Annotated in this window: 20 protein-coding genes; 9 read left to right on the top strand and 11 right to left on the bottom strand. The window is 42.1% G+C overall.

Translation table 11 applies throughout. The features are described 5' to 3' along the window. Positions 1-22: 22 nt before the first annotated feature. The 7 genes from cysG to rplU form a co-directional block, all read right to left on the bottom strand. A complete protein-coding gene (gene cysG, locus LZZ98_RS03645) occupies positions 23-1,399 on the bottom strand; it encodes a siroheme synthase CysG (RefSeq protein WP_237786694.1) in 1,377 nt (458 codons plus the stop codon). A 90-nt stretch (positions 1,400-1,489) separates the two neighbouring features. After that, positions 1,490-2,761, bottom strand: coding sequence for a serine--tRNA ligase (gene serS, locus LZZ98_RS03640; protein WP_237786693.1), 1,272 nt, complete (start codon positions 2,759-2,761; stop codon positions 1,490-1,492). A gap of 119 nt (positions 2,762-2,880) precedes the next feature. Next, positions 2,881-3,669 (bottom strand): DUF3298 domain-containing protein, encoded by a 789-nt coding sequence (locus LZZ98_RS03635; RefSeq protein WP_237786692.1) that lies wholly within the window; start codon positions 3,667-3,669, stop codon positions 2,881-2,883. A gap of 134 nt (positions 3,670-3,803) precedes the next feature. Next, complete coding sequence (locus LZZ98_RS03630) at positions 3,804-5,300, bottom strand: carotenoid oxygenase family protein (protein WP_237786691.1); 1,497 nt, start codon at positions 5,298-5,300, stop codon at positions 3,804-3,806. Between the two features lie 274 nt (positions 5,301-5,574). Continuing rightward, a complete protein-coding gene (gene lolA, locus LZZ98_RS03625; RefSeq protein ID WP_237786690.1) occupies positions 5,575-6,270 on the bottom strand; it encodes an outer membrane lipoprotein chaperone LolA in 696 nt (231 codons plus the stop codon). A gap of 219 nt (positions 6,271-6,489) precedes the next feature. Then, the gene (gene rpmA, locus LZZ98_RS03620) at positions 6,490-6,747 is read right to left on the bottom strand and encodes a 50S ribosomal protein L27 (RefSeq protein ID WP_237786689.1); all 258 of its coding nucleotides are present in this window, start codon (positions 6,745-6,747) and stop codon (positions 6,490-6,492) included. A 19-nt stretch (positions 6,748-6,766) separates the two neighbouring features. Continuing rightward, positions 6,767-7,078, bottom strand: a complete 312-nt coding sequence (gene rplU, locus LZZ98_RS03615) for a 50S ribosomal protein L21 (protein ID WP_086176296.1) — start codon at positions 7,076-7,078, stop codon at positions 6,767-6,769. Positions 7,079-7,503: 425 nt separating this feature from the next. On the opposite strand from rplU, the gene sdsA reads away from it, so the two are divergent. The 8 genes from sdsA (at position 7,504) to LZZ98_RS03575 (ending at position 18,179) form a co-directional block, all read left to right on the top strand. Next, complete coding sequence (sdsA, locus tag LZZ98_RS03610; RefSeq protein WP_237786688.1) at positions 7,504-8,481, top strand: All-trans-nonaprenyl-diphosphate synthase; 978 nt, start codon at positions 7,504-7,506, stop codon at positions 8,479-8,481. A 33-nt stretch (positions 8,482-8,514) separates the two neighbouring features. Next, on the top strand, positions 8,515-10,569 hold the full coding sequence (locus LZZ98_RS03605; protein WP_237786687.1) for a site-specific recombinase: 2,055 nt from the start codon (positions 8,515-8,517) through the stop codon (positions 10,567-10,569). A gap of 149 nt (positions 10,570-10,718) precedes the next feature. Beyond that, positions 10,719-11,324, top strand: coding sequence for a phosphatase PAP2 family protein (locus LZZ98_RS03600; protein WP_237786686.1), 606 nt, complete (start codon positions 10,719-10,721; stop codon positions 11,322-11,324). 32 nt (positions 11,325-11,356) lie between these two features. Further along, complete coding sequence (locus LZZ98_RS03595) at positions 11,357-12,625, top strand: efflux RND transporter periplasmic adaptor subunit (RefSeq protein WP_237786685.1); 1,269 nt, start codon at positions 11,357-11,359, stop codon at positions 12,623-12,625. A 12-nt stretch (positions 12,626-12,637) separates the two neighbouring features. Further along, positions 12,638-15,820, top strand: coding sequence for an efflux RND transporter permease subunit (locus LZZ98_RS03590; protein WP_237786684.1), 3,183 nt, complete (start codon positions 12,638-12,640; stop codon positions 15,818-15,820). Beyond that, on the top strand, positions 15,820-17,280 hold the full coding sequence (gene adeK / locus LZZ98_RS03585; protein ID WP_237786811.1) for a multidrug efflux RND transporter AdeIJK outer membrane channel subunit AdeK: 1,461 nt from the start codon (positions 15,820-15,822) through the stop codon (positions 17,278-17,280). The genes LZZ98_RS03590 and adeK overlap by 1 nt, the downstream gene beginning before the upstream one ends. Positions 17,281-17,384: 104 nt before the next feature. After that, a complete protein-coding gene (locus tag LZZ98_RS03580) occupies positions 17,385-17,741 on the top strand; it encodes a YbjQ family protein (RefSeq protein WP_237786683.1) in 357 nt (118 codons plus the stop codon). 3 nt (positions 17,742-17,744) lie between these two features. After that, complete coding sequence (locus LZZ98_RS03575; protein WP_237786682.1) at positions 17,745-18,179, top strand: YbjQ family protein; 435 nt, start codon at positions 17,745-17,747, stop codon at positions 18,177-18,179. 409 nt (positions 18,180-18,588) lie between these two features. Here LZZ98_RS03575 and LZZ98_RS03570 read toward each other — a convergent pair whose 3' ends face one another. Together LZZ98_RS03570 and LZZ98_RS03565 are read right to left on the bottom strand one after the other, a co-directional pair. Next, the gene (locus LZZ98_RS03570; RefSeq protein ID WP_237786681.1) at positions 18,589-19,395 is read right to left on the bottom strand and encodes an SDR family oxidoreductase; all 807 of its coding nucleotides are present in this window, start codon (positions 19,393-19,395) and stop codon (positions 18,589-18,591) included. Between the two features lie 20 nt (positions 19,396-19,415). After that, a complete protein-coding gene (locus tag LZZ98_RS03565; RefSeq protein ID WP_237786680.1) occupies positions 19,416-20,102 on the bottom strand; it encodes a hypothetical protein in 687 nt (228 codons plus the stop codon). A 184-nt stretch (positions 20,103-20,286) separates the two neighbouring features. On the opposite strand from LZZ98_RS03565, the gene LZZ98_RS03560 reads away from it, so the two are divergent. Continuing rightward, complete coding sequence (locus LZZ98_RS03560; protein WP_237786679.1) at positions 20,287-23,181, top strand: valine--tRNA ligase; 2,895 nt, start codon at positions 20,287-20,289, stop codon at positions 23,179-23,181. A gap of 45 nt (positions 23,182-23,226) precedes the next feature. On the opposite strand, the gene LZZ98_RS03555 is transcribed toward LZZ98_RS03560, so the two are convergent. Together LZZ98_RS03555 and LZZ98_RS03550 are read right to left on the bottom strand one after the other, a co-directional pair. Beyond that, the gene (locus LZZ98_RS03555; RefSeq protein WP_237786678.1) at positions 23,227-24,252 is read right to left on the bottom strand and encodes a DUF4435 domain-containing protein; all 1,026 of its coding nucleotides are present in this window, start codon (positions 24,250-24,252) and stop codon (positions 23,227-23,229) included. 3 nt (positions 24,253-24,255) lie between these two features. After that, a complete protein-coding gene (locus LZZ98_RS03550) occupies positions 24,256-25,833 on the bottom strand; it encodes an AAA family ATPase (protein WP_237786677.1) in 1,578 nt (525 codons plus the stop codon). Between the last annotated feature and the right edge of the window lie 31 nt (positions 25,834-25,864).

The following is a 25,864-nucleotide window of genomic DNA, read 5'->3' as shown; positions in this document are numbered from 1 at the left end:
TTTCAACGCAACAAGGCCTGAATTAGCCTTGCCACTGTAATTGTTCGCGCAATTTTACCACTTCACCAATAATGGTCAGGGTCGGCGCTTGAATGTGATGTTCTGCCACTTTCGACGCAATATCGGCTAAAGTTCCCACCACCACTTTTTGCTCTGGTGTAGTACCTTTAGAAATCAGTGCAACCGGCATATCCGGACGCTGGCCATGTGCAATCAGCTGCGCACATATTTTTTCCAATCCAACTAGGCCCATATACAGCACCAAGGTCTGATTTTCATAAACCAGTTCACTCCAAGGCAACTCAGGTGAACCTTCCTTCAAATGTCCAGTAAGGAAACGGACACTTTGAGCATAATCACGATGCGTTAAAGGAATACCGGCATAGGCTGAACAGCCAGAAGCAGCGGTAATCCCCGGCACCACCTGAAAAGCCACACCGGCAGCAAACAGTTCCTGAATTTCTTCACCACCACGACCAAAGATAAATGGATCACCGCCTTTTAAACGGCAGACACGTTTACCTTTTGCAGCATATTCCACCAATAGTGCATTAATCCCTTCTTGAGGAACACTATGATTGGAACGGGCTTTACCCACATAAATCTTTTCTGCATCACGGCGACACAAGTCTAAAATCGGCGGTGAAACCAAACGGTCGTAAATAATCACATCTGCCTGTTGCATCAAACGCAGTGCTTTTAAAGTCAACAGTTCAGGATCACCTGGCCCCGCACCCACCAAATAGACTTCGCCTTTAGGCGCTTTCCACTCCATTAAAGCTTGTTCAATTAAACGGTCAGCTTCGGCAATGTTGTCATTAAACACCTGTTCTTTGAGCGGACTTGCATATAAGTCTTCCCAAAAAATACGGCGCTCATCTGGGTTTTCAATTTTTACCTTCACCGCAGCACGCCATTTTCCAGAAAAATCTGCCAGTTTGCCCATGCCATGAGGAATAGCAGCTTCCAGCTGGGTTCGGATTTGACGTGATAACACGGGTGAGGTGCCATTGGTGGCAATGGAGACCACCAAAGGTGAACGGTCAATAATCGCAGGAACCATAAAACGACAATGCGGTGGATCATCGACACTATTCACCAGAATTTTTTCAGCTTCGCAAGCTTCAAAAACTTGGATATTGGTCGCTTTATCATTGGTTGCCGCAATCACCAAACGGTAATGGCGTAATGGAATATCTGGGCTAAAAGGGGCTTGGACATATTGCCCTTGGCTTGATTCAACAATCTCAAGTAAATTACTTTCAATTTCAGGTGCAATCACGTGAATAACTGCGCCTGCTTTTGCCAAAAGGACTGCCTTCCGGTAGGCAATATGTCCACCACCGACAATCAGACAAGGTTGCTGTTGCAACTTTAAAGAGATTGGAAAGATATCCACGAACTACCTCAGTATTTTAGATCTGACTGTCTTAAGCAATTTTTATGCACAAAACTGTGCCGTTTATCAATTTATTGATCAATCCGAAGATTAATCAATAAATTCTGCACCACCCATGTATGGACGAAGTGCTTCAGGAATCTCAATCGAACCGTCTGCACGTTGATAATTTTCCATCACTGCAAGCAAGGTACGACCGACTGCCAAACCTGAACCATTCAAAGTATGCACAAATTCAGTTTTCTTTTGGTCTACACGATAACGTGCTTTCATACGGCGTGCCTGGAAATCACCCATGCATGAACAACTTGAAATTTCACGGTAAGTATTTTGGCTAGGCACCCAAACTTCCAAATCGTAAGTCTTGATGGCGCCAAAGCCCATATCACCACCACAAAGAATGATTTTACGATATGGCAGACCTAATGCTTGCAAAATGCCTTCAGCATGACCGGTCAATTCTTCTAAAGCCTGCATAGAATCTTCAGGTTTTACAATCTGCACCATCTCAACTTTGTCGAACTGGTGTTGACGGATTAAACCACGGGTATCACGGCCATATGAACCTGCTTCACTACGGAAACATGGCGTATGCGCGGCATATTTTAGTGGTAAACGGTCTGGATCAACAATTTCATCACGCACGAAATTGGTCACTGGCACTTCGGCAGTCGGAATCAGGTAATACTCTTTTTCACCCTGCAATTTGAATAAATCTTCTTCAAATTTAGGCAACTGACCTGTACCACGCAAAGAATCCGCATTCACCAAATAAGGCACATACGCTTCGGTATAACCATTTTTAAGCGTATGGGTATCGAGCATGAATTGGGTTAACGCACGTTGTAAACGCGCCAATGGACCTTTAAGAACACTGAAACGTGTACCGGTTAATTTGGTCGCAGTTTCAAACTCCAAACCGCCCATCCATTCACCTAAGTCAGTATGATCTTTAATTTCAAAATCAAATTGACGTGGTGTGCCCCATTTTAAAATTTCAACATTATCATCTTCATCTTTACCTTCAGGTACAGATTCATGCGGCATATTGGGAATGGTTAAAGACTTGGTTTCAATTTCAGTTTGCAATTCTGCAAGCGCAACTTCAGCAGCTTTAATTTCATCACCAATGGCTGCCATACGTGCCATGATTTCAGATGCATCGCCACCAGATTTTTTAATTTGGCCAACTTGTTTAGCACCCGAATTACGCTCTGCCTGTAAAGCTTCTGTTTTCGATTGGAGCTCTTTACGGCGAGCTTCGAGTGAAGCCCACTCTTCTACATTAAGCTGTACACCACGTTTTGCCAAGGCTAAATTTACAGCCTCAATATTATTTCTGATTAATTTCGGGTCGATCATAGCCAATCTTTTGCAAAGAAAAAAACTGGCTATAGTGTAAGCGCTAAACACTAAAAAAGACAGTGATCGAGCGGATAGCTGGGGCTTATTAGAGCAAATTTACCCGATTTAAGCTGAAATTATGACGTTGGATACTTGGGCAAACTTGGCAGATATTCCACTTTAATCAGTTTGCCCAAGGCCGAATAAGGCAAGGTCAGCTCAGTCATGCCTTCTGCATAGGAAGCCAGCTCATACAAGGGATAAACAAATACAATACCATTGGCACCATAATAAAAATTATCACTTAATTTCAGTTTCGCTCTTTCGATACTGTGCTGCTCCAGCCAGATGCTGTTTGAATCATATAAGGTATTCAGTAACTGCTGTTCTGTGCCCTTGAGCATAATATCTTGCAGTGCCAGACGCTTTTTGTTTTTCAAATCGAAATTGACAAATTCCTGATGATACATGCCATGCGCAGCACCGGATGAATAGGTATAGGTTTGAATGGCAAAAGTTGCCCGGTCATACTGCTGACTGACAAAGCGGATATAGGTCGAGCTTTGACTTAAATTGGGTGCCGCCCCATCGGCAGTATTGACCTTTTGATTGGGAGCTGTAGAAAATGCAATCGGATCGGCTTTTTTTACCCGATCGATAAAATAGTCATCCACCCATTTCAGGTTGCTCTTTACCGTCTGAATTTCATACTGGGTACATCCTTCTGCATCACATGCTTCCGGTTTGCTCAGTTTCACAGGAACAACTTTGGCTTGAATTAATGGAATTGTCTGAACGTTTTTCTGTTTTGTAGTACTTGCCTGTTCTGTTTTTGGAGCTGGTCGCTCCTGACATCCCGTTATGACGAGTGCTGCCAAAGAAACTGGAACAGCCCATAGCCATTGTTTATTCGTGCGTGTTTCCATTTTATTTTTACAACCTAGTGCCTATTATCATGCGGCTTCACTATACAAAGCTCAGTAAGCAAATGAAATTTAAAATATGTATCTTCAAAAAAGATAGACTTATATATCCATAAAAAGATGAAAATCAGCTTAAATTAAGACAAATCTACCCAATTACCATGAAAGCCCAAGGGCACATGTACACCCAGGATAATTTCAGCTTGAGGCTGAAGCATTAAACCTTGCGCTTTTAGAATCACCACTTTGGATGATTCTTTATGGATATGATGCACATAAGATAACAAATAGCCCATGCCCTCTTTGGCATCAACTGACTCGGGAATAAATACCACTTCTCCCGTCACCCATTGTTCTCCATAGGCATACGTGGTTTTTTCCTGTGTATGTATATCATGACAAACCAAATGATTGGCTTTGCTTATGTTTAAAGGATCAAAACTGACACTATAAATATAACGATGCCGTTCCCCCGTATAGCGCTCATCAATTCGTGGAAATTCCTGTGCCTGCTCATCAATAACCTTGCGATCTACCGCATTTCGCTTCAGATCAATGGCCCAGCGCTCCAATTGTGTTTTTTGCTGCTCAAACGGACCTTGATGGGACTTTTTAAACATGGAGCGATGAACGACTACATCCAGAATAATGATCTGTTGATCATTGCGATAAGCATTGGCGGCATGAAAAATAAAACACGGTTCTACAGCAATCCACTGTACTTCATCGGCACGGCCATATTTAGGCAAAATGCCAATTCGTGCTACATGCTTTTCATTCCATGCATAAGGCAACGGATTTCCTTTGATGAGTTGCTTCAAAGAGAAGGTGACCGGCAAATCAAAAATTAAAACATCTTGCTCGGTAATGGCACAGTCATGAATCATGGGGCCGTGCTGGACAGGAATTTTAGCCCAATGCAGCAACATTCCTTGCTGATCAATCACTTCATAATAGGCATGTTTAATATCCAGGGCATCATAACAAATGGCGTGTAAATGCCCTGTGTTATTGTCTTTATGTGGATGAGCAGTAAAAGGCAGGTCTGCATCGGTATTAAAAAGACGGTGTTCTTCCGTATTTAAATTTAAGTCCAGCCGTGCCGGCAAAGTACCCGCTTCTACACTGGCCCAGATTTTATTGGCATGATAAAAAGCATTAGTATTCACTACATCCCCTGGACCACGGCAAAATCCGGCTTTAACTGGTTCATGCTTTAGCTTTTGCACGGAATCCGTTTCGATATACTGGCTCTTAAACCATACTGCTCGACCCTGTTCAATTTTTAAAGCGTGCAGCATTCCATCACCAGCAAACCAGTGATATAAATCTTGATTCTCAACATGAACGGGATTAGGACCTATTCTTAATAACAGTCCGGTTAAGTGCTGTGGAATTTCACCAATCACACTAAACTCACTTTTCTCAACCTCCTCTACCGGAGCAAATATCCCATGCAGATAAGGATTTTCTGCCTTAGCTTTAGATGAGTTTTTAGCTGAATTTTTTGATCTTCTTTGCAGCCAGGTCACACCCAGCCCCATGACTTTTTGACGATACGTATTGAACTTAGATTTTAATTTGGTGAAACGTGGGTAATCCAAGGTTGAGGCACCTGTATTGTTATTTTCCACTTTTTATTCCTCCTGAGCTTTTATCTTTGTTTTAGGTCAAGCTTATTTTTTGTATTTTTCCCTTTGCTGCTTATGTCTATCTACTTATCTGTATATAGGCTACATGGCTGTATGAACCAGACATCTTGTGTTTATTTTTGCATAACTTTTTGCATAATTAGGCTTTACCCGAAATGCCTCGTATTTTTTAGCCAATAAAATTTAAAAAAGCAGCCACGTAGGACTGCTTTTTAAATGATATAAGTACTTAATTCAATAGTGATCAATCAATTGATTATTGATCAATAATATCGGTGCCTTTCGGCGGTGCGAAATTAAAGGTTGATGAAGCAATAGATGGATTCAACTTCACATTATTAAAGCGTACATAGGTGGTTTGACCCAATGAATCCTGCAAAATCATCAAACTTGGTGCCTTATTCGCACCAAAACTAATGGTCAGGCTTTGGAATGCACTGTCTTTAACTTTTGGATACAAGGTGTAATAGGTCTTGCCTTTATCCGGCTGAGTCACCCGATAAGACTTCATAATCTGGCTGGTATTACCCGACAATAATAATGCAGGGGTATTAGCCACTTGCTCATCTAAACTTTGACGGACTGCTTGCTGTAAATCGGGATCATAAATCCATACGGTTTTACCGGAAGTCACAATGGTCTGTTTGGATGGGCTGGTGGTTTCCCAGAAGAACTTGCCAGGACGTGCAACTTTCATCACCCCTTTAAAGGTCTGGTTCATGTGTTGTCCGGTCAAACCTTTTTTCTGCGGCGCTTTGCCCGAAGTCGCTTTAGTGGTTTGTTCAAAGTTAGCTGACAAAGTACGAATATTACTTAACTGTTTCACCAGATTGTTGGTTGCTTGCTGCTCCGATGCTGCTACAGGGGCAGCAAAAACAGTTGTACTCATTACCGGTGCAAGCGTTGCAGCACCCAAGGTCATCGCACACAGGGTTTTACGAAGCATTTTCATATCATCACCTTTTTTTATTTGCGGTATCGCAATTTGTTCAATGCGTCCATCTTAAACCAATTTTTAATCCTAATAATTGAGAAAATAAGAAGTTTTGTATTGTTATTAATAGCCAATGTAGCCATTTCTACATCATGATGAAGATGGTAACCATTATTTCACCGATTTACAGACATAAAAAAACCCACATCAAATGTGGGTTTTTCGTACCATTAAAACTTATGCAGTTTCAACAGATACATAGCGACGGCCAAATTGACCTTTCACTTCGAATTTGATCACGCCATCAGCGGTAGCAAATAAAGTATGGTCACGGCCCATACCTACGTTTAAACCAGCGTGGAATTCTGTACCACGTTGACGAACAATAATGTTACCAGCAGTCACAGCTTGACCACCGTACATTTTAACACCTAACATTTTAGGGTTTGAGTCACGACCGTTACGTGTCGAACCACCGGCTTTTTTAGTTGCCATGTCTATTTACTCCTCGTAATTAGCCTGAAATAGCAGTAATTTTCAACTCGGTAAACCATTGACGGTGACCTTGTTGTTTACGGTAATGTTTACGACGACGCATTTTAACAATACGGATTTTGTCGTGACGACCGTGGCTAACTACTTCAGCAGTTACTGTAGCACCAGCAACAACTGGAGCACCAATTTGAATGCTTTCGCCGTTTACAAGCATCAACACGTCATCAAAAGTAACGGTTGAGCCAGTTTCAGCTTTCAACAATTCTACTTTAAGGGTTTCACCCTCAACAACACGGTGTTGTTTACCACCGCTTTGGATTACTGCGTACATAATGTACTCCAAACATGCCCGTGTCGTCGTGCCGATAAAGGAATATATCGATCTTAATACGAACGCCACTGGGGGATATCTAAGGGCAAACATATTAAGTGATAATAAATCAAACAACAAGCCATTTCAGCGTTTTTTTGCACCTAGCTGTTGCTGATTTTATAAACGATTAAGACTGATTAAAAATAACCATGAAGATTTGAAGCTGACATTTTATAAAATGTAATAGATTTTTAAAATCAATTCGCTACTATAAAACACCCATGCTAGTTTGATCACATATCTGGTGTAATAGTAGAATCCAGTCAAATTTAAAACCATTTGCCTAGTCAGGATTTAAACAACTATATTAAGATCTTAGCTTTATATCCACTATAGTTGTTACACTATAATAAGCAATTCAATTTTTAGAGGTTTCTCTTCATATGGCCATCGACTTTAAGCAAGACATTCTCGCTCCTGTTGCTTCAGACTTTGCTGCGATGGACACTTTCATTAATGAAGGGATCACTTCAAAAGTTGCCTTGGTGATGGCCGTGAGTAAACACGTGGTTGAAGCTGGCGGCAAACGTATGCGCCCAATCATGTGCTTATTGGCGGCAAAAGCCTGCGGTGCAGAAGATATCGAACGTCAGCGTAAACTGGCGGCCATTATTGAAATGCTGCATACCGCAACGCTGGTCCATGATGATGTGGTCGATGAATCAGGCTTGCGTCGTGGTCGTCCTACAGCCAATGCCACATGGAATAACCAGACCGCGGTTCTCGTGGGTGATTTCCTGATTTCCCGTGCTTTCGATTTGCTGGTCGATCTGAACGACATGACCTTACTGAAAGACTTTTCTACCGGCACCTGTGAAATTGCCGAAGGTGAAGTGTTGCAGCTACAAGCCCAGCATCAGCCAGAAACCACGGAAAAGACTTATCTCGATATTATCCACGGGAAAACCTCACGTTTATTCGAACTGGCCACCGAAGGCGCTGCGATTTTATCGGGCACACCCCAATACCGTGAACCTTTGCGCGTCTTTGCCGGTCACTTTGGTAATGCCTTTCAAATTATTGATGATATTTTAGACTATACTTCCGATGCTGAAACATTAGGTAAAAATATTGGCGATGATTTAATGGAAGGCAAACCGACTTTGCCATTAATCTCTGCCTTGCAAAAAACCACCGATGAAGAACATGAAATTGTTCGTCGCAGTATTGCAACGGGTGGTACAGCCCAATTAGAACGTGTGATCGAGATTGTGCAAACCTGTGGCTCTCTGGATTATTGCCGTCAACGTGCAACCGAAGAAACCCAGTTTGCGCTGAATGCCCTAGATGCACTTCCTGACAGCGAATATCGCCAGGCATTGATTAACTTGACCCAGCTGGCTTTAAACCGAATTCAATGATGGGATTAGAAAGAAGATATTTACCCCTTGCCTATGCATATCAATTTTAATGATTTATTTTCAAAAATGCAGCAACAGCTTGAGTCTAATCAGGCTGTGCTGGATGGTTCACTGCTGATTGAATTAGTGAACCGTATTCGGCCAGATGATCCGGCTGATCTTGAAGAAATTAGCCGCAAATTTCAGACTTTTATTCAAGCCTTACTGATTACTCCCCATGCAGTCACCACACTGCAAAATTTCATCTTAAAATTAATCAGCCACTACAAACAAACCAGTCTATATGCCGATACCGGTATTTTGTCGCTGGATGGTTTCTGGAATCAGCTCGCTCAACGCCTGGGTGCTCATTTTCTTCCCCTGATTAATGATGAAAGCCAGCTGCAAGATTTGGTCCGTCGGGTTTTTTATCAACGCAGTGACAAGTACTGGCTGGACAGTATTGCCGATGAAGACTGGCAAAAGCTGTTTGCCTTAGTCAATCAGGGGCATAGCAACCAAAAAGAAAAACTTCAAATTAAAAGTGAACTGATTAAAGCCATTACTGTTTTATCTTACCGGATTAGCGGTATTGGGCTTTATCCCGAATTTATTAATGCCCAGCCTGATCTGACCGAATATGAATCGCCTTTTCTGGTACAGAACCGGGAAATCAATGAATTCATTCAGCATTACAAGGCACTGCATCAAAATACCGATCCTCTGGCAATTATTGCCTCACCCGATGCCTCACAAGCCTTGGTGATGATTGAGCAATGTCGTGATGTAGTGTTAAAAATTCGTCGTGCCATTAAACGCATTGGCGTAAGTATCAGTCTGACTTATTTATTGTCACTGCTGGAACAGTGTTTAGACCGGATCGAACTGCTCATTAACTTGATTGTTGAAGAAGATAAAATTCGTTATCAATCACTCAGTGCCTTGCTGGTCGATATCACCTCTGCCATTTATAGTGAACGGAGTGTGCGGTCTTTACTGGCAAATAACAGTGAATTAATTGCCTTGCAAGTGACCGAAAATGCCAGTAAAACCGGTGAGCATTATGTAAGTACCGACAAGCAAGGCTTTTGGTCAATGTACAAATCCGCCGCTGGTGCGGGTGTGATTATTGCCACCATGGCGACCCTGAAAATTCTGGCTGCACGTCTGGTCATGGCACCGATGATGCAGGCGTTTATTTTTAGCATGAACTATTCACTGGGTTTCATGTTGATTCATGTCCTGCATTTCACCGTCGCCACCAAACAGCCAGCCATGACGGCAGCCGCGCTGGCAGCCACGGTACAGCAGCAAAAAGGTTCTAAAAATGCACAGATTGCTGAACTGGCTGCGCTGATTATCAATATTATTCGCACCCAGTTTATTGCCATTCTCGGCAATATCTCGATTGCCATTCCGACTGCTGCAGTGATTACCCTGCTCTGGCAATACGGCATGGATGAACCTCTTTTAAGCTATGCCAAAGCCACCAAGACCTTACATTCACTGAATCCGTTTACATCCTTAGCGATTCCGCATGCTGCCATTGCCGGTGTGTGTTTGTTCTTTTCGGGACTGATCGCCGGTTACTTTGACAATATGGCGGTGTACCGTAAAGTTGGGCCACGTTTAAAAGCACATGCCAAGTTAAAGCAACTATTGGGACAAGAACGCCTGAATAGATTTTCTGCCTATATCGAACGAAATTTAGGAGCATTGGCAGGGAATTTCCTGTTTGGGATTATGCTCGGCAGCATGGGAACCATTGGTTTTATTTTAGGCCTGCCTTTAGATATTCGCCATATTGCCTTTGCTGCGGCCAACTTTATCCAAGGCACACTCTGTGTGAATGGCAGCCCAGAAATTGGTTTAATTATTGTTTCATTTTTAGGTGTACTGCTGATTGGTCTCACCAACCTGTTTGTCAGTTTTAGCCTGACCATTATTGTAGCATTACGTGCCCGGCGTGTTCGCTTTGAACAATGGAAGCCCTTAGCCAAACTGGTACTCATGCACTTCCTGACCCGTCCCAGTGACTTTTTCTGGCCACCGAAGACCCCATTGGAAGTCGATGAACTTAGCCCGGTACAAAAATATTCACAGAAGTAATCTATTATTTTTGTTTTACTTCTTGGTTAAAAATGGGTAAAAAGAAATTAGTATAATTTACACACACTTGAAATAAAGTGTACTGATGAGTACACTTTAACCATGAATTAGTCATACTTTAATCGGCTAACATAACCCGGGTTCCTTACATGCCTTACTTGTTGCTTGGTGTAGGATTTTTCTTATTTATTTTCAGCATTTTAATGCTAGTAAATCCATCCTTGAATCACTTCGACTGGGTGATCACGGAATGGCTGAGCCAGCATCGTAGCCTGCCTTTGAATAAGATATTCATCACACTTTCGACTATAGGCGGCATGCCATTTGTATTATTTTTAACCACAGTCTGGTGTTTCCACCAAGCCTGGTATAAAAAATATGCAAATGTTATTTTCATTAGTTTAGGACTGATAGGAAGTATAGCCACGGTTTGGCTGCTCAAATATGTAATTTCAAGACCTCGCCCACCCGAAATGTATCATCTGGTCAACAGCTATGGTGCTGCATTTCCCAGCGCTCATAGTGTTTATGCCGCTACCTTGGGTTGTCTTGCAATTTATCTAAGCCTTCGACATTCCAAACAGCACATCATTGTTATTGTTGCTTTTATGTGGTTGTTGATCATGGGAATTTCCAGGGTTTACCTTGGCGTGCATTTTTTCTCTGATGTCTTAGCCGGTTGGAGCATAAGTTTTATTTGGATCACACTACTTTATCGGCTGTATGCCAAATTGAGTAGGGCGAAAACAAATTAGTTTTTAGATAATAATCTAATCGAGGTGGAAGAATGATGTCTGCAAAGCTCTGGGCGCCCGCCCTTACCGCTTGCGCATTAGCAACAAGTATTGCACTTGTTGGTTGTAGCAAAGATCCTAAGGATGCGCAGCAAGCTGCAGCAGCCCAACAAATGCCACCTACTGAAGTCGGTGTCATTGTTGCCCAACCACAAAGCGTAGAGCAATCTGTAGAACTTTCAGGCCGTACCACGGCATTTGAAATTTCTGAAGTCCGCCCACAAACCAGTGGTGTGATTCTCAAGCGTCTATTCACTGAAGGCAGTTATGTACGTGAAGGTCAGGCGCTTTATCAAATTGATTCCAGCACAAACCGTGCAAACGTCGATAATGCCCGTGCTTCTATTGCCAGCGCTGAAGCAAATCTGAATGTTCTACGTGTCAAAGAAGGCCGTTACCGCCAATTGGTCGGTACAAATGCCATTTCAAAACAAGAATATGACGATATCGCTGCGCAAGTAAAACTGGCTGAAGCAACCTTGAATGCGAGCCGTGCAACCTTGAAAAATGCCGAAATCAACTTGGGCTACTCAACTGTACGTGCACCGATTTCTGGTCAAACTAATCGCTCAACAGTTACTTCAGGCGCTTTGGTAACAATGAACCAAGAAAGCCCATTGGTGACTATTCAGCGTTTAGACCCTATTTATGTCGACATTAACCAGTCTAGTGCTGAACTCTTGCGTTTGCGCCAGCAGTTGAATCAAGGCAGCTTAGGTAGCAGCAACAACACTAAAGTGAAGCTTAAACTGGAAGATGGCAGCTATTACCCGGTTGAAGGCCGTCTTGCATTTTCGGATGCCAGTGTAAATCCGGAAACGGGGACGGTAACTTTACGCGCGGTGTTCCAGAACCCGAATCATTTATTACTTCCAGGCATGTATGCGACTGCACAAATCGTGCAAGGTGTGATTCCGAATGCCATGCTGATTCCTCAGGCAGCGATTACCCGTACTCCAACAGGTCAAGCCATTGCCATGGTCGTGAATGCCAAAGGTGTGGTTGAAACACGTCCGGTAGAAACTGCCGGCGTTCAAGCTAAAGACTGGATTGTGACCAAGGGCTTGCAAACTGGTGAAAAAGTGATTGTTGATGGTATTGCCAAGGTGAAAGAAGGTGCAACTGTGGTTGCGAAGCCTTACCAACCTCAAGCCGCTGCGCCTCAAGGTGCAGGTCAACCTGCAGCAGAAGCAAATAAAGCAGGCCAGCCAGCCGGTCAAGCACAACCGAAAACTGAACAAAAATCTACTTCAAATGCATAAGGGGTAGACTAAATGGCTCACTTTTTTATTCATCGCCCGATTTTTGCATGGGTGATTGCATTGGTGATTATGCTGGCGGGTATTTTAACCCTCAGCAAAATGCCGATTGCACAATATCCGACTATTGCGCCGCCAACGGTGACCATTGCTGCGACCTATCCAGGTGCATCTGCTGAAACTGTAGAAAATACAGTGACCCAGATTATTGAACAGCAAATGAACGGTCTTGACGGTTTACGCTATATTTCTTCAAATAGTGCGGGTAACGGTCAGGCATCGATTGCCTTGAACTTTGAACAAGGGATCGATCCCGATATTGCCCAAGTTCAGGTACAAAACAAATTGCAGTCTGCAACTGCGCTACTGCCTGAAGATGTACAGCGTCAGGGCCTCAAGGTGACCAAATCAGGTGCCAGCTTCCTGCAAGTTTTAGCATTCTATTCACCGAATGGCTCAATGACTGACGCCGACATTAAAGACTATGTAAACTCCAATATTTCTGAACCGTTGAGCCGTGTGGCAGGTGTGGGTGAAGTGCAGGTGTTTGGTGGCTCTTATGCCATGCGTATCTGGTTGGATCCTGCAAAACTCAGCAGTTATCAACTGACTCCAAGTGATGTGGTGGCTGCCCTGCGTACTCAAAACGCACAGGTTGCCGTAGGTCAATTGGGCGGTGCGCCTGCTGTTGAAGGTCAGGTACTGAATGCCACTGTAAACGCGCAAAGCCTGTTACAAACAGCTGATCAGTTCCGTAACATTTTCTTGAAAAATATCGGTTCCGGTGCAAAAGTGACGATTGGTGATGTCGCTAAAGTTGAATTGGGTTCTGATAACTATCAGTTCACTTCTAAATTTAACGGCAAACCTGCAGGTGGTGTAGCGATTAAATTGGCTACCGGTGCAAACGCGCTCGACACAGCAACAGCTGTTGAAGAACGCTTGCAACAACTTCGCAAAAACTATCCAAGTGATCTGAAAGACCAACTGGCATTTGATACGACTCCATTTATCAAACTCTCCATTGAAAGTGTGGTTCACACTTTAGTTGAAGCGATCATCTTGGTATTCCTGGTGATGTTCCTGTTCTTGCAGAACTGGCGTGCAACCCTGATTCCAACCATGGCCGTTCCTGTGGTGGTATTGGGTACTTTTGCCATCATCAACCTGTTTGGCTTCTCGATTAACACGCTCACCATGTTTGCCATGGTACTGGCCATTGGTCTGCTGGTGGATGATGCGATTGTGGTGGTCGAAAACGTTGAACGTGTCATGCAGGAAGAACATCTCGATCCGGTTAGCGCGACTGAAAAGTCGATGCATCAGATTTCGGGTGCCCTGATCGGGATTACCACAGTATTAACCGCTGTATTCGTACCGATGGCCTTCTTTAGTGGAACGACCGGTGTAATTTATCGCCAGTTCTCGATCACGCTTGTGACCGCGATGATTTTATCTCTGGCGATTGCCCTGACCTTTACCCCTGCCCTTTGTGCAACCTTGCTCAAACAGCATGATAAAGACAAGCCGGAAAGTAATGGTGTGTTCGCCCGCTTCTTCCGCTGGTTTAACCATAGCTTTGACCGCATGTCGGGTGGTTACCAGAAATGGGTTGGCAAACTGCTTATCCATAAAGTGATTGCCGGCGTTATTTATGCTGTGGTGATTGCTGGTCTATTGTTCCTGTTCAAGAACCTGCCAAGCTCATTCCTGCCGAATGAAGACCAAGGTGTGGTGATGACTCTGGTTCAATTACCGCCGAATGCGACACTTAACCGTACAGAAAAAGTTATTGATCAGATGACTGGCTTCTTTATGGAAGGTGAAAAAGCCAACGTCGATTCTGTATTCAGTGTCGCAGGCTTCTCTTTCACAGGTGTTGGTCAGAATGCCGGTTTAGCCTTCATTAAATTGAAAGACTGGAGCGAACGTACTACGCCTGAATCACAAATCGGTGCCATTATCCAGCGTGGTATGGCGTTAAACGTGATTGCTAAAGATGCATCATATGTAATGCCGTTGCAGCTTCCTGCAATGCCAGAACTGGGTGTTTCTGCCGGCTTTAACTTGCAATTAAAAGATGCTGCAGGTAGCGGTCATGAAAAGCTGATTACTGCACGTAACATGATCTTGGGTATGGCTGCGCAAGACAAACGCCTTGCCGGTGTACGTCCAAACGGTCAGGAAGATACGCCACAATACAAAGTGTATGTGGATAACGAAAAAGCCAGCTCTATGGGCGTAAGCATTGCTGAAATCAACAACACCATGCGTATTGCCTGGGGCGGCTCATACATTAATGACTTTATTGACCGCGGTCGCGTGAAAAAAGTCTATGTTCAAGCCGTACCTGATGCGCGTATGATGCCGGAAGATTTAAACAAATGGTACGTACGTAATAACCTGGGACAAATGGTGCCGTTTTCTGCCTTTGCAACCGGTGAATGGACATATGGTTCGCCACGTCTTGAACGTTATAACGGTATTTCATCGGTGAACATTCAGGGTACTCCTGCACCGGGCGTCAGCTCAGGTGATGCGATGCTTGCCATGGAAGAAATCATTGCCAAGCTCCCGCAAATGGGCATGGCAGGATTCGACTATGAATGGACAGGTTTATCTTTAGAAGAACGTGAAGCAGGTTCGCAAACTGCGGGTCTATACGGACTTTCTATGCTGATTGTATTCCTGTGTCTTGCTGCATTGTATGAAAGCTGGTCTATTCCATTCTCGGTACTGTTGGTGATTCCTTTAGGTATTGTCGGTGCAATTGGCTTAACTTTCCTCGGCATGGTGGTACTGAAAGATCCAAACTTGTCGAATAATATTTACTTCCAGGTCGCGATTATTGCCGTCATTGGTTTGGCCGCGAAGAATGCGATCCTGATTGTAGAATTCGCCAAGGAGCTGCAAGAAGATAAAGGCGAGCCTTTACTTGAAGCCACTTTGCATGCTGCAAAAATGCGTTTACGTCCAATCATTATGACCACCCTTGCCTTCGGTTTTGGTGTACTTCCACTGGCCATTGCTTCAGGTGCCGGTGCAGGTAGCCAGCACTCGGTCGGTTATGGTGTACTGGGTGGCGTAATCAGTTCAACTTTATTGGGTATCTTCTTTATTCCTGTGTTCTATGTCTGGATTCGAAGTATCTTTAAATACAAACCTAAAAAACGAAATGATCAGGAGCAAACATCGTGATGCAAAAGGTATGGTCTATTTCAGGTCGTAGCATTGCGGTATCTGCACTTGCGCTTGCTTTGACTGCATGTCAAAGCATGCGTGGCCCAGAGCCCGTAGCTCAAGCAAATATTCCAGAACAAGGTTATCTAACTGCTAATTCTGGACCTTCAATTGCTGAGCAAGGTTATAAAGACTTTTTTGCCGATCAACGCTTGCTTCAAGTGCTTGATCTGGCATTAGCCAATAACCGTGACTTGCGTACTTCGACCTTAAACATTCAACGTGCGCAGCAACAGTATCAAATCACCCAGAACAACCAGCTTCCTACTATTGGTGCCAGTGGTAGTGTACTTCGTCAAGACACGCTCAACACCAGTGGTGCCATGACCAGCTACAATGTAGGTCTAGGTGTAACTGCCTATGAGCTGGATTTTTGGGGCCGTGTTCGTAGCTTAAAAGACAATGCTTTAGATACTTACCTGGCAACGTCGAGTGCGCGTGATGCCACTCAGATTGCGCTGATTGGTCAAGTGGCTCAGGCATGGTTGAACTACTCGTTTGCCAATGCAAATTTAAAACTTGCCGAGCAAACGCTGAAAGCCCAGCTTGAGTCTTATAACCTCAATAAAAAACGTTTCGATGTCGGCATCGACAGTGAAGTTCCTGTCCGTCAGGCACAGATTTCTGTCGAAACGGCGCGTAACGACGTTGCCAATTACAAGACCCAGATTGCACAGGCACAAAACCTGTTGAATCTGCTGGTCGGCCAGCCGGTTCCAGCGAACCTGTTGCCAAGCCAACGCGTAACACGTATTACCAGCAGCAGTGCCCTAACTGCAGGCTTACCGAGTGACTTGCTAAATAACCGTCCTGACCTGCGTGCTGCCGAATATAAACTTTCTGCAGCAGGTGCCAATATCGGTGCAGCTAAGGCACGCATGTTCCCGACCATCAGTTTGACCGGTAATGCAGGTTATGCTTCAACCAGTTTAAGCGACCTGTTTAAATCGGGTGGTTTTGTCTGGTCGATTGGTCCTAGCATTGATCTGCCAATCTTCGATTGGGGCACACGTAAGGCCAACATCAAGATTTCAGAAACAGATCAGCAAATTGCCTTGTCTGATTATGAAAAATCGATTCAATCCGCTTTCCGCGAAGTGAATGATGCCTTGGCAGTACGTCAAAATATTGGTGACCGTTTAGCAGCACAGCGTCGTCTGGTGGATGCAACCAATACCACTTATCGACTGTCGAATGCCCGCTTCCGTGCCGGTATTGACAGTTACCTGACGGTACTGGATGCACAACGTGCCTCTTATGCAGCTGAACAAGGTTTATTGTTGCTTGAACAGGCCAACATGAATAACCAGGTTGAATTGTATAAAACACTGGGCGGCGGTCTTAAAGCCAACACCGGTGATGCCGTTCAACAGGCACCTTCTTCGGCTGAACGTAAAGCTGCAAACAGCGCTCAATAATTTAAGCGTGATAAAAAAGCCTGCGCCATGCAGGCTTTTTTATTGCTTTTTAAAGCCTGATTTTCTATCTTCACTAGAATCTATTTCATTTGAATATCAAAAAAATGCTGCTGAGTAATTTAGAAACTGTTCCGGGACATACCATTCTCCGTCAAATTGACGTGGTCTATGGCAGTACCGTGCGTAGTAAACACGTGGGTCGTGACTTGCTGGCAGGTCTAAAAAATATTGTCGGTGGTGAACTGACCGCTTATACCGAACTGTTGGAAGAATCGCGTCAGGAAGCCATGAACCGCATGATTGAGAAAGCGAAATCTCTAGGGGCAAATGCCGTGGTGGGTATGCGTTTTTCAACTTCAAATATTGCTCAAGGTGCTTCGGAACTGTTTGTTTATGGCACTGCAGTGGTGGTTGAAACGAATGCACAAAAATTGCCTGATCCTTTCCCGACGCAAGGCTAAGCCATGGATGCCTTTATTTTAAAAGTCGTCATTTTTGTGATTTTATTTGCGATAGGCTGGGGCTTTGGTCGCCATACTGAAACAAAGCATTTAACTGAACTGGATGAACAAGAACAGCGTTTGGCCTATATCACCTTGGACAATAACCGTTTTAAGACCTCTCCACATCCGGGGCAACTGGTGAGCAGCAATGTGGTGATTTCCCATGACTACTTTAAATATGTGATTGCCAATATCCAGAATTTTTTCGGAGGTCGTCTGACCAGTTATGAAAGTGTAGTTGAACGTGCCCGCCGTGAAGCGATCGTCCGTTTAAAACTGGAAGCCGAGAAAATAAGTGCCACCCATATTATGGGCTTACGCCTAAGTACCACAGAGATGGGGATGCAAGGCGGCATGGTGGAAGTGTTTGCTTATGGCACGGCGATTCAGGGTTAAGTAAATTAAATAAGGTTTGAATCTCCTCAAATCCCCCTTTTTCAAAGGGGGACTTGCCATGTATTTCATTGGCTTTCAAAAAGCATAGCTCCTCCCTTTTTAAAGGGAGGTTGGGAGGGATTAAGTTTTTATAAAAAATATCCTCATCCCACTCCTCTCTTGCACTTCGTTTAAAGCTCTGCTTTAAACTTTTTCAGGGAAAGGGGCATCATATTATTTCATAAATGTTTGAGTTACATAATGGAATCCCTCTCCTTCTAAGAGGTGAGCATCCTCAGAATATATTCTAAGTGCGCAAGGGAAAGATTATATCTTTGACCAAGTTTTACCATTTTGATAATCCCCCTAAATCCCCCTTTTTCAAAGGGGGACTTTAAAGCTCCTTCCTTAAAAAAGGAGGACGCTTGAATTATTTCACCTTCATCTTGCGAATCATTTTATACAGTGTGCTTGGTGATAAGCGCGATACCCATACGCCCAGTTTTTCTTTAGTGCCACCCACTACAATATATTCTTCACCGTTCAACAAAGCTGTGACCACTGTTTTGGCAAACACTTCCGGTTCCAGACCATTTTCAATGGCTTCATCCTGATGGCCTTGCGGTTTTCCGGCACCATTTAAGGCATTAAACGACACATTGGTTTTGACAAAACCCGGGAATACCACACTCACATTCACGCCATCTTGTGCCACCTCTGCACGCAAGCTATTGGCCCACATATGAATCGCGGCTTTTGCCGCCGAATAGCTGGCACGGTACTGGGTACCCAATAAACCCGCCACACTGGAAACAAAGATAATCCGGCCCGACTTCTGTTTCAGGAAAGTAGGCAGTACGGTTTTGGTCAGAAAAACTTGCGAGAAGTAATCTACTTCCATAATCGCGCGTTCGGTTTGCATGGTGGTATCGGCAATTAAGGCGCGCTGGCTTAAACCGGCATTGTTAATCAGCCAGTCAATACGACCTTTCTGGGCTAGTACCTGTTCATAGGCATGGCGAACCTGATTTTCATCGGTAATATCTGTACTGATACAAATATGCTGTTCAGGATGGGCAAGACTTAAACGGACATTTTCCAGCTCCTCCACGCGGCGTGCTGTCAGAACCACCTGTGCACCCTGCAAGGCACATTCCTGAGCAAGTGCCTTACCCAAGCCTGAAGATGCACCGGTAATCCATACTACTTTATTGTCTAAACTGCCCTGCTGTGCCATGTGATGGTTCCTGTTTTAAGTTACGATTCAGAATTGTTTGAGCTGTCTTTTTTAGGCTCTGGATTCAAAAACATCAGAAAATGGTCAAAGTAACGATGGGTTTCGTGAGCATCGTAATAAGTCCCGATTTTTTCTAAACGCTTATAGCCTATTTGCGTGGTAAAACTAATAACACCATTTAAGGTTTTATCAACCACAAAATTGAATTTCAACATTTTTTTAGGCTCACGTACCAAATGGGTCACGCCCTGATCGACCATTTCGGTAAAAGCTTTCAAAGCAGGCGAAATATATTGGCTATTGCCGCTTTTGACTTGTTCCACACAGCCTAGCAGTTCCACCACCAACACATGATCAACACGATAGGAAATATAGTTTTGACCATTTTTTTCATGTGCCATCTTAATCAAATAATTGACCATAGGAATCAAGCGGTCATTACCAAAAAATGAAACCGACCACGGCATATATTTACGGACGGTATCGATAATTTGTTGAACTGCCTTTTCAGATTCTTGATCACCGGAGGTAGATAAACGGGCAATTTCACCAAACACCTGATCGACAATTTCACAGGAGATATCTGCCAGCACTTCACCCAGCGGTTTGGCCAGACTTTCGTTTTCGCCCTGATTCAGTTGCTGGTGTATTTGCTGGAACCGTTGATGCGTTTCGGCCTTTAATTTTAAAGAAATCATATAACTCATAATAATTATCTCCTTTTAGAATTGTTCTGCGATCATCTGCGCTGTTTTTATAATACTCTCATCATAGAACCTAATTGTGTATGTGCCAATTGCTTATTTTTTGCATTTTCTTTAGCTGCCTAATCTGTGTTTTTTTTTGCTACAATAGATGCAATTTTTTATTCACTTTCGATCTGTTTTCACTATGACTGATTCTGCGCAAAATATTGCTACGACCTACGATCCTACCGAGATCGAGAAAAAATGGTACAAGACTTGGGAAGAGAACGGCTACTTCAAGCCATCTCAGAAAGGCGATTCATTCTGTATCATGATTCCGCCACCAAACGTCACCGGTAGTTTGCACATGGGTCATGGTTTTAACAATGCCATCATGGATGCCTTGACGCGCTACAACCGTATGTCTGGCAAAAACACCTTATGGCAACCAGGTACTGACCATGCCGGTATCGCAACGCAAATGGTTGTAGAACGTCAGCTGGGTGCTCAAGGTGTAAGCCGTCATGACTTGGGCCGTGAAAAGTTCATCGAAAAAGTCTGGGAATGGAAAGAACAGTCTGGCGGTAACATTACCCGTCAAATTCGTCGTCTAGGCTCATCTGTAGACTGGTCACGTGAACGCTTCACCATGGATGAAGGCCTATCGAATGCGGTTAAAGAAGTTTTCGTAAAACTTCACGAACAAGGTTTGATCTACCGCGGTAAACGTCTGGTTAACTGGGATCCAAAACTACAAACTGCCCTATCTGACCTAGAAGTAGAGTCTGATAAAGAAGAAGCAGGTTCGCTGTGGCATTTCAAATATTTCTTTGAAGATAAATCACTGCGTACCTACGACGGTAAAGACTACATCGTTGTCGCTACAACTCGACCTGAAACACTTTTAGGCGATACCGCTGTTGCAGTTGCACTGGATGATGAACGTTATGCAGACCTCGTTGGCAAAAACATCATCCTGCCAATTACCGGTCGTGCAGTTGCGATTGTTAAAGACGAATATGTAGACAAAGAATTCGGTACAGGCTGTGTAAAAATTACCCCTGCACACGACTTCAATGACTATGAAGTGGGTAAACGCTGCGAATTGCCGATCATCAACATTTTCAACAAAAATGCTGAAGTGTTGGCTGAGTTTGAATACATCGCAAAAGCGGGCGAGCAAATTTCTAAAACCATCCCTGCTCCAGCAGACTATATTGGTTTAGAGCGTTTTGAAGCGCGTAAAAAACTGGTTGAACAAGCTGAAGCTGAAGGCTGGTTAGATCAAATCCAACCGTACACATTGAAGCCACCTCGCGGTGACCGTTCAGGTGTGATCGTTGAGCCATTATTGACTGACCAATGGTACGTAAAAATTGCGCCACTTGCTGAGCCTGCAATTAAAGCCGTGAAAGATGGCGAGATTAAATTCGTTCCTGAGCAATACAGCAACATGTACATGGCGTGGATGAACAACATTCAAGACTGGTGTATCTCGCGTCAATTGTGGTGGGGTCACCGTATCCCAGCTTGGTACGATGCGGAAGGCAACGTATATGTAGGTCGTGACGAAGCAGAAGTTCGCGCGAAAAACAACATCGCCGCTGATGTTGAATTGAACCAAGACGAAGACGTGTTAGATACATGGTTCTCATCTGGTCTTTGGACATTCTCAACTTTAGGTTGGACTGGCGATGAAGCGAAAGATAAGGCGAACTATTTCCTTAATACTTTCCACCCGACTGATGTATTAGTGACTGGCTTTGACATCATCTTCTTCTGGGTTGCCCGTATGATCATGATGACCATGCACTTCATGAAAAATGAAGATGGTACGCCTCAAGTGCCGTTCAAAACTGTGTATGTACACGGTTTGGTGCGTGATGGCGAAGGTCAGAAGATGTCTAAATCTAAAGGTAACGTGCTTGACCCATTAGACTTGATTGACGGTGTAGATCTTGAAACCCTAGTACAAAAACGTACAACAGGTCTGATGAACCCTAAACAGGCTTCGAAGATTGAAAAATCTACCCGTAAAGAATTCCCTGAAGGTATTCAGGCTTACGGTACAGACGCGGTTCGTTTCACGTTCTGTGCGCTTGCCAACACCGGTCGTGACATCAAGTTCGACATGAAACGTGTGGAAGGTTACCGTAACTTTGCCAACAAAATCTGGAACGGTACGCGTTTCGTATTGATGAACGTGGAAGGCCAAACGGTTGGTCAAACTGCACGTCCTGATCTTTGGGAATTGCCTGAACAATGGATCGTGAGCCGTCTGCAAAAAGCAGAAGCTGCGGTTCAACAGGCATTTGCAACATACCGTTTAGACTTGGCTGCGCAAGCAATTTACGAATTCATCTGGAATGAATACTGTGACTGGTATGTAGAGCTGACTAAACCGGTTCTGAATGATGAAAATGTATCTGAAGAGCGTAAAGCTGAAGTTCGTCGTGTGTTATTGGCTGTGATGGAAGCGTCTTTACGTCTTGCGCATCCATTAATGCCTTACTTGACTGAAGAAATTTGGCAAACGCTTGCGCCAATGATTGGTCTAGGTGCTGAAACCATTATGCTTGCACCATACCCTGTTGCTGACCAAGCATTGATGAACGACCAAGCTGAAGCAGATATGCAATGGCTACAAGGTTTGATTGGTGCTGTACGTAACATCCGTGGTGAAATGGGTCTAGGTAATGCGCGCTTGTTGCCTGTTCTTCTTCAAAACACGACTGAAGCTGAAAAAGCACAAATTGCACGTATTGAACCGTTGTTCAAAGCGTTGGCAAAAGTTGAAAGCATTACTTTCCTTAGCGACGCTGAACAACCGCCATTGTCATCTTCTTCTGTAGTGGGTCATGTGTCTGTATTCGTTCCAATGAAGGGCTTAATTGACCCTAAAGCGGAATTGGGTCGTCTACAAAAAGACTTAGACAAGGTTCAAAAACAGCATGACCAAATTGCAACGAAACTTGCAAATGAAGGTTTTGTGGCGAAGGCACCTGCTGCTGTGGTTGAAGGCGAGAAAGTAAAACTTGCTGAGTTTGCTGATCAGTTAGCGAAGATTAAAGCGAATATGGAGCAAATTGCAGCGCTTTAATGCTGTAGTTTGATTCAAAAAATCCCCTCGTTTGAGGGGATTTTTTTATGCACTCATAGGTAATTTTTCTTGAATTATGTTATCCAAAAAATTCAACAAACATGGTGGTACGTCTGCAAAAGGTGCTAAATTAGAGGAGGCCTCTACCAAGTCTGTAGATTTTAACCTTACATTTAATAAGTTCTTTACCTGAGTTCTATCATTTAATTGATCATTGAACAATCTAGTCTGATTTCTTACATTAAAACACAGACTATTTTCGTCTGCTTCATCTCTTAATAAATCATGAAGATAACGTATATAAAAATCAAAAATAATTTTACCTCTGATAAAATTATTCAGCTCATCAGAGTTCAATTCCTCATATTTTAATCTTACATCATTGTATAATTCTCTTTTAACATAACTATCCAAATTATCCATCCAATCCTGCATTGTTTGTGTCAATTTAAATTGAAAACCATTAACAGATACTATTGATTGAGTTAGCTTAAGTTTACTCACATGAGTTTTTTTCTCACTTGAAATCCCTTTTTGCTCCATGAGATAACCAGTGCGAACAATAGCCTCTATATCTTTAATTAAACTAAAAAATTGATCACGGCATCTTAAATAATTTGTTGTCGAACTTTCAAAATCTTGGCTAAATTCATTGAAGTCTTTTACATGAAATTTAGCTTCTAATAATCTCTGAAATGCTGAAATCGTTGTATAAAAGTTTTCATAAGAGTAACAAGGAGTTACATAGGTTCGGTCGCTATATTCAGGAATAAACTCTTCATCATAATCATGATCAACGAAACCAAAATAGATAGACTCTCGATAATCTTCTGAATCACATTTTTTTAAATACTCTACGAAATCTAAAACATTTTTTTTGAAACCGCACCGGATGAAAGCAATTTTTTTATCAGGAAATTTAGATCTTACAATAGAATCATAATATGGCTGATCATCTCCTTCGATACCAACAAAAATATCGTAATTCTTATGTTTAGCATTACCAAAATGAAGAATGTATTCAGGAGCCTCATCAAGCTCATCTAATAAACTATTAACTCTATCACTCATTTATTAATACTCAGTAATATAGTTACGAATATCTGAAGTATGAAACTTAAGACTATTTTTAAAAATAAATGGTGAGTGAGTTGTTACAAACAAGAAATCACATCTATTAGATTCTAAAATATCGGTCAACAATGTTTTCTGCCATTCTACTGATAGAGAAAGTTCAGGTTCATCAAAAATCATCCAAAACTTTTTATTTGGAAGGCTTTCTAAAATTTTGCTTTCACTAGACCAATCAAGTTCTTTTAACGGCAATAAGTATAATTTTGCAAAAAGAGATATTATTTGTTTTTCACCAGAAGAAAAAACATTAAAATTCAATTCCCTACCATTTTGAAGCAATTGTATTTGCATTTTTTTTCTACAGTATTCGATTTTCTTACCTACTAAATAATTATTACAGACTTCAGTATATTTTAAGATCTCATTTTCAACTTTTCTTTGAACTTCGTAAATTTCGATCATATTAATAAGTAGAATATTAATATAACTATTATTTGAATTAGTGCCTATTGACTCCAATATCTTTTCTTTATTTTTCTTATCTATTCCATTACCAATTCTATCTAAAATTAAATTTAAATCTTCCAGGCTATAATGCATTAATACATTAGTATCAATATTGCTTCCATTCAAATATTGATAAATAATTTTATTATTTATTTTTGAAAATGATTCAACACTATGATCCTTTAATTTTTTAAATATATCAGAATAAAGTGCTACTACATCTTTAATACCAAAAGAAATATGGGAATCCTCTTTAATTTTAAAATCTTCCAATATTTCTGTTGAATCGTTCTCAATCCTTCTATATGTTGGTAAAAAAATAGTACTTACTTTAGAGTTATAATACGAGCTCCTTTTTAGATTTTTTATCTCAGCTATATGATACTCCAACTCCATCAAAAAAATAGTCAGAATTTCTTTATAAAATACAGTTTTTTTAGTTATTTCCGAATAAGTATTAAATCTATTTTTTCCTGAGAAATTATCAAAACCACCTGATTTTAAATAAAAATATGCTCTATATAAATCTTCTTTTTCTGTAATTAAATCATCTATATCAATAAATCTTCTTGGAAATTCAGAATTAAGACTATCAATCAAATATTTTGATATATATTTTTTTCTAAACAATTTACTTCTAGAATCAAGCTTAAAAACTATTGAAATATAATTTTTTATAAATATTTGGGCATCAATATAGCCTGAATATTCAAATATTGTTCCAATTGAGCCAAACAAACTATTTAACTTTTGATTAAGAAAAAAGTGTTCACTTGGTCTCAATCTCGAGTAATTTTCCCAAACCCCATCGAAATTCTCATTATATTCTTTCTCTAAATCATCCTTATAAAAAACTGTTTTTTCCTCATTTGAAAAAATTAATTCTGCCTTTTCAAAAATAAAATTCTTTAACTTACTAGTATTATTAGTCAAACAACAATATAAAATATTTAATATTGTTGTTTTACCAGAACCATTTTCAGCAACTAAGATCTTTACATTATTATCAATATTAATTTCTACATTCTGATAACCATTTAATTTCGTAATAATGAATTTCTGTAACTTCATACACCCTCACTTCATCTAAAAATTATAAGTT

The organism is Acinetobacter sp. SM34 (genome assembly GCF_022012365.1).
GTDB lineage: Bacteria > Pseudomonadota > Gammaproteobacteria > Pseudomonadales > Moraxellaceae > Acinetobacter.
Note: the sequence above shows the minus strand (reverse complement) of the source record. Positions and strands in the feature narration are given on the sequence as shown.

Bases quoted from the DNA above. Each gene is read 5' to 3' on its own strand.
- LZZ98_RS03635 (WP_237786692.1), bottom strand. From the start codon at position 3,669: ATGGAAACACGCACGAATAAACAATGGCTATGGGCTGTTCCAGTTTCT.
- LZZ98_RS03570 (WP_237786681.1), bottom strand. From the start codon at position 19,395: ATGGCACAGCAGGGCAGTTTAGACAATAAAGTAGTATGGATTACCGGT.
- LZZ98_RS03555 (WP_237786678.1), bottom strand. From the start codon at position 24,252: ATGAGTGATAGAGTTAATAGTTTATTAGATGAGCTTGATGAGGCTCCT.
- LZZ98_RS03560 (WP_237786679.1), top strand. From the start codon at position 20,287: ATGACTGATTCTGCGCAAAATATTGCTACGACCTACGATCCTACCGAG.
- LZZ98_RS03580 (WP_237786683.1), top strand. From the start codon at position 17,385: ATGCTGCTGAGTAATTTAGAAACTGTTCCGGGACATACCATTCTCCGT.
- LZZ98_RS03575 (WP_237786682.1), top strand. From the start codon at position 17,745: ATGGATGCCTTTATTTTAAAAGTCGTCATTTTTGTGATTTTATTTGCG.
- LZZ98_RS03550 (WP_237786677.1), bottom strand. From the start codon at position 25,833: ATGAAGTTACAGAAATTCATTATTACGAAATTAAATGGTTATCAGAAT.
- sdsA (WP_237786688.1), top strand. From the start codon at position 7,504: ATGGCCATCGACTTTAAGCAAGACATTCTCGCTCCTGTTGCTTCAGAC.
- LZZ98_RS03590 (WP_237786684.1), top strand. From the start codon at position 12,638: ATGGCTCACTTTTTTATTCATCGCCCGATTTTTGCATGGGTGATTGCA.
- LZZ98_RS03595 (WP_237786685.1), top strand. From the start codon at position 11,357: ATGATGTCTGCAAAGCTCTGGGCGCCCGCCCTTACCGCTTGCGCATTA.
- rplU (WP_086176296.1), bottom strand. From the start codon at position 7,078: ATGTACGCAGTAATCCAAAGCGGTGGTAAACAACACCGTGTTGTTGAG.
- rpmA (WP_237786689.1), bottom strand. From the start codon at position 6,747: ATGGCAACTAAAAAAGCCGGTGGTTCGACACGTAACGGTCGTGACTCA.
- LZZ98_RS03565 (WP_237786680.1), bottom strand. From the start codon at position 20,102: ATGAGTTATATGATTTCTTTAAAATTAAAGGCCGAAACGCATCAACGG.
- serS (WP_237786693.1), bottom strand. From the start codon at position 2,761: ATGATCGACCCGAAATTAATCAGAAATAATATTGAGGCTGTAAATTTA.
- adeK (WP_237786811.1), top strand. From the start codon at position 15,820: ATGCAAAAGGTATGGTCTATTTCAGGTCGTAGCATTGCGGTATCTGCA.
- lolA (WP_237786690.1), bottom strand. From the start codon at position 6,270: ATGAAAATGCTTCGTAAAACCCTGTGTGCGATGACCTTGGGTGCTGCA.
- LZZ98_RS03605 (WP_237786687.1), top strand. From the start codon at position 8,515: ATGCATATCAATTTTAATGATTTATTTTCAAAAATGCAGCAACAGCTT.
- LZZ98_RS03600 (WP_237786686.1), top strand. From the start codon at position 10,719: ATGCCTTACTTGTTGCTTGGTGTAGGATTTTTCTTATTTATTTTCAGC.